Below are 12,563 nucleotides of genomic sequence, written 5' to 3'. Positions count from 1 at the left end.
GTTCTGGAATGAGCCCGATATGGCCTTTCATATTTTATTAGAGCGGGGCAAGCTCAATAAAAATACAAATATTTTCATAATTGCGGTTTTTTATGCATTTTTCTCCCAAAAAACGCAATAAAAGCCCGGCCGTCAGGCCGGGCTTGTCCCATGAGTAAAGAACGCAAAACGAAAGTAGCTGCTTTTATTGGCAGCAGGGCGGCGGTCCGCTATGGTTCAAATAATTGATCAAATACGAAACATCCAGATTATTTATGATTCCCGAGCAATTAACGTCACCGATTTCATTGATGGGAATCGGCGCCGGGCCTCCGTAATTCAAATAATTTATAAGATAATTATAATCGAGCGAGTCGATTAGTCCGGAATGATCCACATCGCCCCGGCAAAGGCAGATTGCGGAACGAAAAACATCATCACGACCATAACCATATAAAGAATCATGGGGCACGACCGTTCCCCATAATAGATCATTTTCGGCGGTCTCTCTGATGAAAACTTCCATGCTATCCCCCTCCATTGACGGCTTTAGCCCCAGTATTAAGGCACAACCGCCGCTTACCTGGGGTGCCGCAAATGAAGTTCCGCTCCAGTAACCCCAGTCGGATTCATATTGAGTGTGTAACGCGCTGTATACCATAACACCCGGCGCGACAACATCCAGATTGGCGCCATAATTGGAATATCCGGCCAGATAATCCAAAGAGTCAATGGCCCCGACCGTAATTACTCCGGCATAGGCGGCTGGATAAGATGTGACCGAGCAACTGTCGTTTCCGGCGGAAGCCACCATGGTTATGCCTGCCTGACGGGCCGCTGCAACGGCTGTCTCCACCGCGGAGTTGGATATATACATATTGAATGACATATTGATAATATCCACGCTGTCATCAATTGCCCGGTAAATAGCCTGGGCAATCGCGTATGAATCACCAATACCGCTTTCATCAAAGGCCCGATACGGCATAAGGCTGCAATCCGGCGCCACTAATTTAATCAATCCCGAAACAAAGGTTCCGTGCCCCAGCATGTCGCCCGTTTCCTCCGAGGGATCTCCATCATTATCGACAAAATCATATCCCGTGCTGTCGGCCAAACCAGAGAACAGAGGGTGATTGAAATCAATGCCGTTATCAATAACCGCCACAATAACACCGGTTCCAGTCGACAATAAATTGGCCGAGTCGGCACCGCTGCTATTGGTCGCCTGTTGATTATAATACGGCCCCGGACTGATACCGGCTATAAAGACCGGGTTGTTCGCGTCAGGGAGATAATCATCCTGAGTATTTATTTCAGGCAAACCGCATAGATAGTTCGGTTGTGCGAAGACGACGCCACCTCTTCGCCCAAACGCTTCTGACACTTTTTCCACCGGCGTATTGCCGGGGAAATCAATCAGCAGGATATTTTGTCGAGGCAAATCTTTGATGACTTTTCCCCTGATGTCCGACAAAAATTCGTGGGCCGAACGTCCTTTTTCCAGGCATAAAATAACCTGATTAGGAACGGATGCCTTATGTGATAGGTTTTTATTTTCATTAACGGCGAATGAATTCTGAATCGTCAAAAATATCAAAAGGATAAAAAGAAAGACAAAGGCGCCTCTTACCAAATATCTGACTTTTCGCATGATATACTCTCCTTACTATGTTCCCAATAAAACAAATGAACTCCAAAATGCAGGATTATCAGTGATGTCGATAATTTGATCGACTGCACTTTGATACGCCTGATAAACATTCCCCACATCAGCCAGAGTCTCGTAAAAGTTTATCATAAAGAGCATACTCAGCTTATCAGAGACCGGCCACAAAGTTGCCAAAACATGATGACTCCCGGCTTGGTAGAAAGCTTTGGCCAAACTGAACGAGTTGCCGTAGTACAGACCCGGTGCCGCGGTCTGACAACCAGAAAGCGTGACTAATTCGGCCTTGACACCCGATTGAAAAAGATCGAACGGGAAAAACGGCCCATCATTCATCAATATTCGGGAAAATAAAGGATTTTCGGATGATCTTGATGCGTGAGCCGCAATATGCAAAAACCCATCAGCCTCCTTTAATTCATTTGTTAAATTCATACAATTGGCCCTGTCATCGATAAACAGGCGCGATTTTCGAAAAATACTCTTAATCTGGCGGGCCTCTATCTCAATCAGCGGCAACAAGTCGGATGATACGGCAAAAACAGCGTTGCGTTTGCTCTTAAGATTCTTTAAAATTCCGGATCTGTTTTTCAAATCCTGTGGATTGATAATGGTGTTTATTCTAAATCGGTCTTTTATATATCGCCCCTGACCATCTTTCAGAGCCATAAATGGTATCTGGCCAAAGATGCCATCAGCGACAAAAATGACATGTTGTCCCGGTATGGATGAAAGCAGCGGTTCGATTATTTTCTGATAAATAATATTGAGATAATGCTCGGATATCTTGTATGAACGGTCAACATCCCTTTGCCCAAATACAGCGTTCTCAAATATGAAATGCAGCTTCCTCAGTAAAATATCCAGTTCCTTCGGCAGTATAGCAAACTTTATAAATTGAACCTTTTGCCCTGAAGCACAAAAAGCCCCGGTCATTTCATTCGATGAAAAGAAGCTGACAATAGTTTCTTCACTTTCAATGTATTGATATATATCCCGGCCCTGATAAAAGTCGTCCGGGCCGAGATACTCCCTCTCCGGATATACAATTGTCCTGATCTTTCTCTCGTTCGACCATAATTTATGTTCCAGTGAATTATAAGTGGTCACACTTTCAACACCACGCTGACCACCCTTGGTTGACTGGTTCAGTTTCTTCAATGCCGCCCGCAAATTGTTCCTTTTTTCGATCAACTCCGGCGATATTTCCCGTCCGGTTTCGGTTTCATGGGTCGTACGATGATTAATTACCTCCAGAGCTCTCAGATTACTCAGGAATGAATCCTCCACACGCCCAAGTTTGAGAAGGCAGTCAATCATCATTTGATAGCTTTCATACCTGTCCATGACAAAGAAAAATCTGATTTCATCAGGGTACAGTCCTTTTAACATCTTCTCGATTATTTTGACGGCCGCCTTGAATTCCTTCAGAGCCGAGGAGTAATCCCCCTTTTGGTAATAACATTTACCAATCAGAAAACGAAGGTTATGCTTTTGATGACTCGTCAGTCTGCGCTTTAACAGTGGGACCGTCAATTTAATTGCTCGTTCGTAATCTCCCGATGCAAGCACCGTCTCAAAAGTCATAATCTCGGCATCCAGCCGATGCCGTTCATGACCGCTTCTGGCATAGGATATTCCCGAGTCGGCCGCATATTGAAGAGCCTGCTTGTAGCGTCCTCGCGCCCGGTATAGCCGGCTTTTTGCCGCATTGACCATCCCCAGCCAAAACTGATTATTTTCCTTTTTGAAAAGATGCTCCGCCCTTCTTAATTGTGTGGCGGCCAAATCAAAATCCTTTAACTTAATCCGGGCAACGGAGGCAAAATAGTAAGATCGGGCTTCCTCATTTATCAGGCCAAGCCTGTGAAATTCAGGGATTATTTGATCGGCAAGCATTATCGTCGTACTGTACTGGGTTAGCTGTATATTAATTTCGGCCATATCAAGCAGGGCATTGGCCGCACCCACCGGATCGGCGAGCTCCTTTGATTTCTCATATACTTTTTCGAAGAGCCTGATTGATTCGGTGAACCTGTCCTCAAAAAACAAAATAAAGGCCAGGGCATAGTTGGCCTTGTTTTCACCTACATGCATGCCATTATTATGATAAATCGCCGCCGCCTTTTCATAAAAACCGCGGGCCTTCCTGATCATGTTCATTTCGAACAAAACGTTGGCCCGATTCAGCTCCACATAGGCAAGCTGAAAACTTTTATACTGCTGCATGATCTTTTTGGCTTTATCGAGATATCTCAGCGCCAATCGATGCTTATCCATGCTTATCCATGCGATAAAGCACAATACCAATGTTATTAAGCAGATGAGCAGTGTCGAATTCCATTCCCTTTTTTTGATAATACCGCAGCGAAGACTTGCCTATTTCCAGCGCTTCCTTATGATTCCCCAGCTTGCTGTAGATTTCTATAAGCGATTTGCCGAGCCGGGCGACTCCATAGGCGCTGCCCGCTTTCTTGAACAGGCCGATCGCCTTCAAATAATACTTCAGGGCTTTTTTGTTCTCTCCGACATATACATAATATCGACCTATCATAGCCAGTCGGCGCGGTTCGAATTCTGCCGCCAGATGATGGAAAACTCTATCGACACTTTGAATATATCGCCAGGCCTCATTGAAATCAGTCTTAAGCAGACTATTGATGCTTATGTCAATATCCTGAATAAACTTATAAGTATCGCCGGCATACCTGGTCGCAATAAATTTTTCCAGCGCGGCGCGATCGGAAAGTTTGATTATTTGCGGCAGTTCAATCATAGTTGCAGTTCCACCGTCCCAACCCGGCTGTTTTTTGCCAGCAAATCCAGGACATACCTGGCCACCGGAATTCTCACGAATCGAAAGAGATGGAATTGATCAGCAGCCTCTCGATATTCATGCTTGCCGGACCGCAGTCGCACCGTTAAGCCGCCCTCAGTTTCAAGATTGTAAACCTGCCCGATTAGTTCATATGAACTGGTCGATACCGGATACAATGAAATCTCAAGATCCATTTCGCCGACCTTGTATTTTAACCTCCTGCTGTCAACCGTAGCCGGTCTGACCCCCTCCGGCAATGGCAGCATCATGGAATCAAAGACGGTAATACCATAATGGACCCGGCTTATTTTTTTGCTTTTCTGATAATCGTCAAACAGCCGGGTGGCCAGCTTCAGAGTTGAATCCTGTAACTGGTTCCAGTCCGCCTTCTGCCCCTCAAGGAAGAGTCCCTTGACTACGGAAAATAATCCGATCAGGCCGCGGTCGGCACTGATCAGCCTTTCTGTCTCCCGATGCTTCTCGGCGGTGAGATTACCTCTCAGGAAATCCAGCATTAACTCAATTTTATCATTTTCCTTTTTCATACCATTCCCCCATCAACCTAAAGAGCAACAAAACCCGATTTTGATACCAAAAATTTCATTTCTTTTTATCCAAAAGCTTATGCATTCTTTTCAAGCAACGCTCCCGGGTCGGGCCAATTGAGGCCACCGGTATCCCAAGGCGTTGGGAGAGTTCCTTATAGCTTGGCTTGTCGGTGTCAAAAAACAGGGCCGTCAATAAGTCATGACAAAGACGGGGCAGTTTTGCCATGGCCTTTAAAAGCGCCTCGCTGTCCTGGGCAATTTCCATATCAATATCCGGAGTCGGAATCGCTCGGGAATAAATTTCATCCACGATTGATTTATGCATATGGTTGATATAATTAGACTTACGTGTAAGCTCACGAATCTCCCGGCGGGTCATGGTCGCAACATAGCTAACCAGGCTGTCACGGGACTTTACATTCTCAAGATTCTTCAACAATAAAAGAAGAACCTGGCCAAAAATATCATAGCGCTCGTCACGAGAGAGCCGCATTTCATAGCAAATCGCATGGATTATTGGATTCACGCGACGAACCAATTCACTCCAGGCCCGGGCATCTCCTGCAAGACAGCGGTTGACCAAAGATGCTAATTCACTGCTTTTTTCTTTACTCACGGAACTAATAGCTATTGTAATCTAAAATTCAATCAAGGATTAAGTGTCTTAGTGTCAAAAATATCTGCCGATCTTTTTTGCCATTACCTCCTTTGACCGCTTTTTGCCTTATTTCCGATCATTGGTTGATTCTTTACTTGGCATCGAAATACAGCATAACAACGCCGCCGGGCGGAAATTGATAATATCAATATTTGAATTGAACCTGGGATTAAGCTTGTGACCTCTGCTGTCCCTGTTATAGTATGGCGGCGCCGGATTCCTTGCAAACCCGGGGATAAAAGGATACCTGATAGAAGTACATAATATCCATGGTGCATATCTTAGCATCCCTATAGAAAATTCCTATCCTTAAGAGTAACCAGGACACCAAAAAATACATTTAATGTTTAAAATATTGCATTTCCCGGTCTGGTTTACCGAAAAAACGTGTTTAGTCCGACCGCGATAATTTATTTGCTTCAATACCCTGGCCTCAGCCTGATTTGATAATCACTCCCCGGCCGGACCATAAATTCTCTTCAGTTCAGTTTTCGCTGAGTTTTTTTAATTTTTTGTACAGATGTGAACGCTCAATTCCCAATTCCCTGGCCGCCTCGGTAATATTCCCATTGTGACGCCTGATGGCGGCATTTATATAATTAATTTCGAATTGACCAACCGCTTCCTTCAATGAAGCCGAAATAACTTCACTGTGCCTCGGAAGAAAAGGCTCCAAATCCTCACGCTCGATATCGACCCGATCGCAATATATATTGACCCGTTCCATCAGATTCTTCAGTTCTCTTATATTCCCCGGGAAATCATATTCTCTTAAATAGTCGATGGCACTTTCTGTCAGTCGACGGGCAACCGTCCCCGATTCATTGGCAAATTTCATAAGAAAATATTCTGCCAGAATACGAATATCATCCTTTCTCACTCTCAATGGCGGGATATGAAATTGGACGACATTGAGGCGATAAAGCAAATCCTCGCGGAATTTGCCCTCATTAACAAGCTTAATCAAATCCTTATTGGATGCGGCGATAATGTTGCTGTCGACTTTTGTCACTTTGTCGGAGCCGACCGCACCGATCTCCATCGTCTCGACCGCCCGCAGGACCTTGGCCTGAGCTGTCAATGACATCTCGCTGATCTCATCCAGAAAAATTGTCCCGCCGTTGGCCTCCTGAAAACGTCCCTTGCGGTCCTTCCCGGCGCCGGTAAAGGCCCCCTTGATATGACCAAAAAGCTCCGACTCTATCAACTCCGAAGGCAGGGCGGCGCAGTTGACCGCAATAAAGGGCCCGTCCGGTTTGCGCCCCAGACGGTGAATCATATGCGCCACCAGTTCCTTGCCGGTTCCGTTTTCGCCCAGAATCAGAAAGCGCGATGCCTTCGATGCCGATCGGGCAATGTCCTCCCTGAGTTTATTAACCAGCGCAGATTTTCCGATAAAGTCGCCGTAGAGAAGCGAAGAAAGTCGATTTTTCTCTTTTAACAGCCGACTGGTTCGGGTGGCATTCTCGATGGTTATCAGGACGCGATCGAGCGACAGCGGTTTCTCGATAAAATCATAGGCTCCGGCTTGAATCGCCTCCACCGCCATGTCGATATCGGCATGCCCGGAAATCATAACAACCGTCTGTCGCCGGTCGGCCGCCAAAATTTCCTTTAACAGATCCAGCCCGTTGCCGTCGGGCAGAAGCACATCGAGAAAAATTATATCGAAGTCAGCCCGGGAATACTCTTTTCCCTGCCTGTAATCGGACGCGGTGACAGTCTCATGACCGCGCCGATCAAGAGCCGATTTCAAGGTGCTTCGAATATTCTCTTCATCATCGATTACTAATATTTTGGCCATTTTCAAAAGGTATCTTAATGTTAACTCCGGCGCCCCCTTCGGGACGATTATATATATCAATGACTCCGCCGTGGTCATGGATAATTCGCTGACAGATAATCAGACCCAGCCCGGAACCATCCTTCTTGCCGGACAGGTACGGTTCAAACCGCCTGTCCAGTATGGATGGTGCAAAACCCGGCCCGTCATCCTCGATAATTACCTCAATTCCCTCAGACGTATCATTTACGACAATATTTACCTTTACATCCGGTCCCGACTCGAAACTGTTCTTGATTGTGTTCAGGAAGACCTGCCTTATGGCTTCAGGATCAATTCGGAAATTCTGCCGCCGGCTCTTATTCGTGATCTTCAACTGGCCGTTGTCGATGTTACGCTGATACAGGCCAGCAATCGCGTCGATAAATTGCCCGGCTTTCACATTGCCGATAACCGGGGCATTCATCCTGGCGAAACTGACAAACTGATCGAGAAGTTTGGTCAAGCGGCGGACCTCATTCCGTATCGTCGCCGTGCACTCCAGTAATGTCTTTTCGAAATCGGGAAGTTTTTCCGTATAGGAGCGACGCAAATCATCAACCGACAGCGCAATCGGCGTCAGCGGATTTTTTACCTCATGAGCAATCTTCTGACTGATACTTTTCCAAGCGGCGATCTTTTCGGTAGTCGCAAGTTGCTTCTGCAGATTCTTCAATTTCGTCATCATCTCGCTGAAGGAATCGGCCAGTTGAGAGAACTCGCCCTCCTCATAAGCCATGACCGGTGTCGAGAAATCCCCCTGCGCCACCCGATCGGTGGCGGTGACCAGATTATCGATTTCCTTTTTTGCTTTTCCGGTAATATAAATGCCCAGCAGGATTGCTATAAGTATGGATAACAGTGCCACCGTACCGGTGGCTGTGAGAATCGATACGATGATTTCGCCTCCGCTTCCCCCCGTAAATTCGGACATCAAAAAATAACCGGATTCACCGCCGCCGGCAAGAATTGCATGTATTTTCCCGTCCTTCTCATACAGTTCATTCTTATTCATGCCTTTCAGATCGATCCGGCTCGAATCAGTATCGGGTTGAAACAACACCTTGAAATCAGCCGTTCTGACCGCCCCCAGTACATTAATAAGATTCTCATCGATATATTTTCCGCAGTACACAAACAGGTTATCGTTGAGCGGATAAAGGTACGCTATGGCGGCATGCGGACCGCTTATATCATACTCGATCGTCTCCATAAAACCATGAACCGGGGCGCGGCCATCAGTGAATTGCTCCTGAACCATGCTGCCGATCAGTCCGGGACGATGGCCGCTGGCCAGGACCTTGCCTGCACTGTCGATAATTTCCACGAAATCCAGCTCCGCCGGTTTTTCGGACAGATTAACTTCATGCATTCGGCCAGCTTTGACAAGCAGTACCGCTTTCTGCATGGATGCTGATGCCGCATACAGCTCGGCCTTGTTGCGTAGATCGCCTTTGTATGTCTCGTACAACCTGATAAGAATATTAAGATCATTATAGGCGCTCTGGTAACCGAAATTTTCAAGCTGCTGCATCGAATTGAAATAAATCACCGCCATCACTGTCAGCGGCGGCAGCAACGCTATCAGAATCAGGTATATGCGTATTTTCCCGGTAAATGTCATTCCGATGCACCCCCCGGCAAACTGATCCGTCCGATCATGTCAAAACGGTTGTTTATGTACATATCATAATCGAAATTTCTTATATAATCGTACGCGGTCATGTATATCGTCGAGCGAAACAGCGGAAACACACCCAGATCATCAATCAAACTACGCTCGGCCCGGTCATAAAAATAGTTCGCACTGACCGCGTCGGTTAAAGCATCCCCCTGCCTGATATAATTGTCGATTATTTTTAGAATCGTATTAACCGGCTCACCCGAAACGGTATCCGCCGAAATGACGCTGACAATGTACTTGAGACTTGCGGCCCGGTCATTTTCGGATAATGGAACAAAATCCATATATAAGTCATGATCTTTGTCACGGTCCTCTTCCAGCCGGCACTTTATCCGGTCGCGATTGAGGATATCGATAAAATAATTGGCCGTCTCGATAAGGGCCGCTTCGGATACTGCAATCGATATTTCCTTCGGCTTCTTGCCGAGCGCTTTCAGCAAACTGCGGCCCTTTTCCGGATCGTAGTCATAGAATCGCGGAACAGAAGACTCTTTGAAGTATAGGGAATTAAATTGCCTGATGCCGTCACCCGCAAAATAGGCCGATGATTGCGCCGAATTGAATCGATAGTACATCGAAGTCGATAATATCCCCCGTTCATTGACCGGATGCGTTATATTGGGAATCAACACGGCAAAATATTCCGCCGGATAGGCGGTGGTTGTGATATCCACGCCGAATGACTTGTACTCATTAAAGGAAATACAGCCGTCAATTTGATGCGCCTCCAGCGCCAGCGTCATCTCCAGGAATGAATCATAAATGACTATCTCAAGCGGGTTGCCCGCCGATGTTACCGTATGAAACAGCGGTGCCGACTCGCCCGGAATATTCTCGCTGTAAAGCAGGGTCGATTTGCGCCCCTCCGGCAAATCGAAACCGATTCGAATCGTGCTGACACTGTCAATATCCGCTGTCTCGATTATTGCGTGGAGAGAATCAATGTTGGACAAGGCAAGCGAACTGTCCAACTGATAACTGTATGATACGCCCGGCTGTGATGATGCAATCCGCCCGGTCATAAGCGAGTCGGTGTTATTGTACAGAACAAACCGGCTGTTCGCGAAAATGTTCGCCTCTTCGCCAAACGGAAAATATAATCGATCAAGTTTGTGCTGAAGAATATTGCACCTGACCTGCCCCGCCCATGCCGAGCCAATCGATAGTAACAGGAGCGCGAAAATTAGAATCACTGTGATACAATTGCTTTTTGACATATCGCTAACTTATAATGAATTTAATCTTTCCCGGCAAAACCGATCCCTCCAACCGCGCCAAAAGAGCGTGTCATTTTTGACACAGCTAATATAATAAGTTCTAATAGCTTATACAATCTATATCGGCACATGTGTCAGATTTGACACATAAATAATTAAATCGAACCCTCATATATTCAGTTATCTGTTTGTATATCAACGACATAACATTTTGGCACAACAATTGTATAGGCATAATAGTGACGCTGAAAGAAAGCAAGAACCCATAACCTTAAGGAGGTTGTCATGTTCAAAAAGTCACTTTATGCCGCAGCGGGAGCGATCATCATCATGTCGCTCGCCATCGCCGGATGTTCATCCGACGAAAAACCGAAACAGGCTTCAGTCGTCAAACAGGTCGTCGGCGAAATCACCGACTCGATTATCAACCAGGCGGTCGAGGCGCAGTTTGCAGGGGCCCCGATCAAACTCAAAGATTACACCGGCAGCCGTTTCGGGGATATCTCCGATGTTCTCATTGTCGATTCGGTCATCTATGCCGCTTTTGACCGCGGCCTGATTGTTTACAATCTGGTCGACTCGAGTTGTCGCGCTATCGATGCCGGCGAAAAACTCAATGCCGTCGCCATGCACAATGACCAGATATTTGCCGGCGGCAATAATCTCTTTGTCTTCAAAAAAGGCGTTCTGGAAACGGTCGGACATCATTTCGAAAAACCGATCAATGCTTTGCAGTCGTACGACGGCCAATTGATGATCGGCACCGGTCAGGGGTTGTACTCCAAAGCGGATAATGATTTCAAGCTGGTTCGCGAGGAGATCCCGGTGGTCGCCATGACCGCCGATGAAACCGGTCTCTGGGTCGGCACCGACGGCGAAGGATTGTTTCGGATGGAAGGTGACGATTTCAAAAAGCGCTACCTGCTTCGCGATACGACCATCTTCGACAATGTCAACTGTCTCGATTACAACCGCGGTTATGTCTATGTCGGCACCGATGATGCCATGTATATCTATGACGGCGGCTCATGGGATACCTGGACGACCGAGAATGGTCTGCCCTCGAATGTCATCCATGATATCGATGCCAGCGGATGGGTTGTCTATATCGCCACCGACAACGGTGTCATCGGGATGTTCGACAACAATCTCTATCCGGCGCGCTCGCTCGAAAACAAGGTTGTCAACGTAGTGCAGAAATTCGAAGGCAAGGTCATCGCCGGGACCGACAGTGAAGGTCTTCTGCTGAAATCAGGCGCCTATCTCAGGACACTGGTCGAATCGGGCGTGATGGCCGAAGAGATCCAGGGTGCGCCCGCACCTGAAGAAATCCAGGCCATGGAAGAGACGCCCGCAATCGAAGAAACCGCCGAGATCGAAGAGGCAAACGTGATCGATCAGCCGGATGAAATCTCTGATTCCGAAGCTAATGAAGTAGTTGAAGCGGATGATGCCGTTGAGGAGAAAGCTGAAGAAATTAAGGAAGTAGAAAGCAAACCGGCCACGCTCACTCTTTCCGGTGAGTAATGCCATTGTATCCTCCATCAACCTGTGGCCGGAGGCCTGCGATAAGGCCGCAAGCTGAAGGCCACAGGTAATCCGAAGCACGATCCTTATGGGAGGGATCCTGCCTGTCAAAGCCCCCCTCGACCAACCCCGGCCGAGGGGGAAATCATTTTATTGCAAGGATGTCGCATGGTTTGCATTGCATTCTGTATCAATGACTGTGTCGAGCAGGTCGAAATCCCATGCCTGAGACCCAAAGGGTCGAAGGTCACGAGCGAAGCTCCTGTCGAAGATCCTGAGCCCGGCGAAGGAAGTCTTGCGAAGAGAGCGAAGCGAGGGAGGTTTCGACATCTTTATTCTGCCGTAATTTATTCATCAAATACGAATGGCATTACGCAACAAATCACCATCAAATTACTATCGTTTTTGCAGCGTTTTTTGCGAAAATTTCCTTGTACTATATTTTCTTTCATTTAATTACACGGAATTGGGTTCGTTTTCCCATTTTTAAAGTTTCGACTTCATTTTGGTAGCAAATTTGTAATCGTGGGGGCCGACCCGCGTGTGTATTGTATCAGGAGATTGATTACAGAATGTATCAGGACATATGTTACAGTATAGGGTATTTTCCTTCTTTAGATGAGGAGGAATGTCATGCCCTG

Annotated in this window: 9 protein-coding genes; 1 reads left to right on the top strand and 8 read right to left on the bottom strand. The window is 46.8% G+C overall.

Annotated features, from left to right (window positions below; genetic code table 11):
- Positions 1-184: 184 nt before the first annotated feature.
- The 8 genes from CVT49_00045 to CVT49_00010 form a co-directional block, all read right to left on the bottom strand.
- The gene (locus CVT49_00045; protein PKK84967.1) at positions 185-1,633 is read right to left on the bottom strand and encodes a hypothetical protein; all 1,449 of its coding nucleotides are present in this window, start codon (positions 1,631-1,633) and stop codon (positions 185-187) included.
- A 15-nt stretch (positions 1,634-1,648) separates the two neighbouring features.
- On the bottom strand, positions 1,649-3,928 hold the full coding sequence (locus tag CVT49_00040; GenBank protein PKK84966.1) for a hypothetical protein: 2,280 nt from the start codon (positions 3,926-3,928) through the stop codon (positions 1,649-1,651).
- Positions 3,921-4,424: a hypothetical protein gene (locus tag CVT49_00035; protein PKK84965.1), complete on the bottom strand. Its 504-nt coding sequence runs from the start codon at positions 4,422-4,424 to the stop codon at positions 3,921-3,923. Before CVT49_00035 ends, CVT49_00040 begins: the two co-directional genes overlap by 8 nt.
- Positions 4,421-5,011: a hypothetical protein gene (locus CVT49_00030; protein PKK84964.1), complete on the bottom strand. Its 591-nt coding sequence runs from the start codon at positions 5,009-5,011 to the stop codon at positions 4,421-4,423. The genes CVT49_00035 and CVT49_00030 overlap by 4 nt, the downstream gene beginning before the upstream one ends.
- 55 nt (positions 5,012-5,066) lie before the next feature.
- Complete coding sequence (locus CVT49_00025; GenBank protein ID PKK84963.1) at positions 5,067-5,651, bottom strand: hypothetical protein; 585 nt, start codon at positions 5,649-5,651, stop codon at positions 5,067-5,069.
- A 505-nt stretch (positions 5,652-6,156) separates the two neighbouring features.
- Entirely contained in the window at positions 6,157-7,554 is a 1,398-nt protein-coding gene (locus CVT49_00020; GenBank protein PKK84962.1) for a Fis family transcriptional regulator, read from the bottom strand.
- The gene (locus CVT49_00015) at positions 7,451-9,118 is read right to left on the bottom strand and encodes a hypothetical protein (protein PKK84961.1); all 1,668 of its coding nucleotides are present in this window, start codon (positions 9,116-9,118) and stop codon (positions 7,451-7,453) included. Before CVT49_00015 ends, CVT49_00020 begins: the two co-directional genes overlap by 104 nt.
- Complete coding sequence (locus tag CVT49_00010; GenBank protein ID PKK84960.1) at positions 9,115-10,395, bottom strand: hypothetical protein; 1,281 nt, start codon at positions 10,393-10,395, stop codon at positions 9,115-9,117. Before CVT49_00010 ends, CVT49_00015 begins: the two co-directional genes overlap by 4 nt.
- 285 nt (positions 10,396-10,680) lie before the next feature.
- Here CVT49_00010 and CVT49_00005 point away from each other — a divergent pair, with 285 nt between their 5' ends.
- Entirely contained in the window at positions 10,681-11,922 is a 1,242-nt protein-coding gene (locus CVT49_00005) for a hypothetical protein (GenBank protein ID PKK84959.1), read from the top strand.
- Positions 11,923-12,563 lie beyond the last annotated feature (641 nt).

It is taken from the genome of candidate division Zixibacteria bacterium HGW-Zixibacteria-1 (assembly GCA_002838945.1).
Taxonomy (GTDB): domain Bacteria; phylum Zixibacteria; class MSB-5A5; order GN15; family PGXB01; genus PGXB01.
This window is presented reverse-complemented; position numbering and strand designations above follow the sequence as displayed.

Excerpts from the sequence above, each read along its gene's own strand:
- CVT49_00045 (PKK84967.1), bottom strand. The coding sequence starts at position 1,633 with ATGCGAAAAGTCAGATATTTGGTAAGAGGCGCCTTTGTCTTTCTTTTT.
- CVT49_00040 (PKK84966.1), bottom strand. The coding sequence starts at position 3,928 with ATGGATAAGCATCGATTGGCGCTGAGATATCTCGATAAAGCCAAAAAG.
- CVT49_00035 (PKK84965.1), bottom strand. The coding sequence starts at position 4,424 with ATGATTGAACTGCCGCAAATAATCAAACTTTCCGATCGCGCCGCGCTG.
- CVT49_00030 (PKK84964.1), bottom strand. The coding sequence starts at position 5,011 with ATGAAAAAGGAAAATGATAAAATTGAGTTAATGCTGGATTTCCTGAGA.
- CVT49_00020 (PKK84962.1), bottom strand. The coding sequence starts at position 7,554 with ATGACCACGGCGGAGTCATTGATATATATAATCGTCCCGAAGGGGGCG.
- CVT49_00015 (PKK84961.1), bottom strand. The coding sequence starts at position 9,118 with ATGACATTTACCGGGAAAATACGCATATACCTGATTCTGATAGCGTTG.
- CVT49_00010 (PKK84960.1), bottom strand. The coding sequence starts at position 10,395 with ATGTCAAAAAGCAATTGTATCACAGTGATTCTAATTTTCGCGCTCCTG.
- CVT49_00005 (PKK84959.1), top strand. The coding sequence starts at position 10,681 with ATGTTCAAAAAGTCACTTTATGCCGCAGCGGGAGCGATCATCATCATG.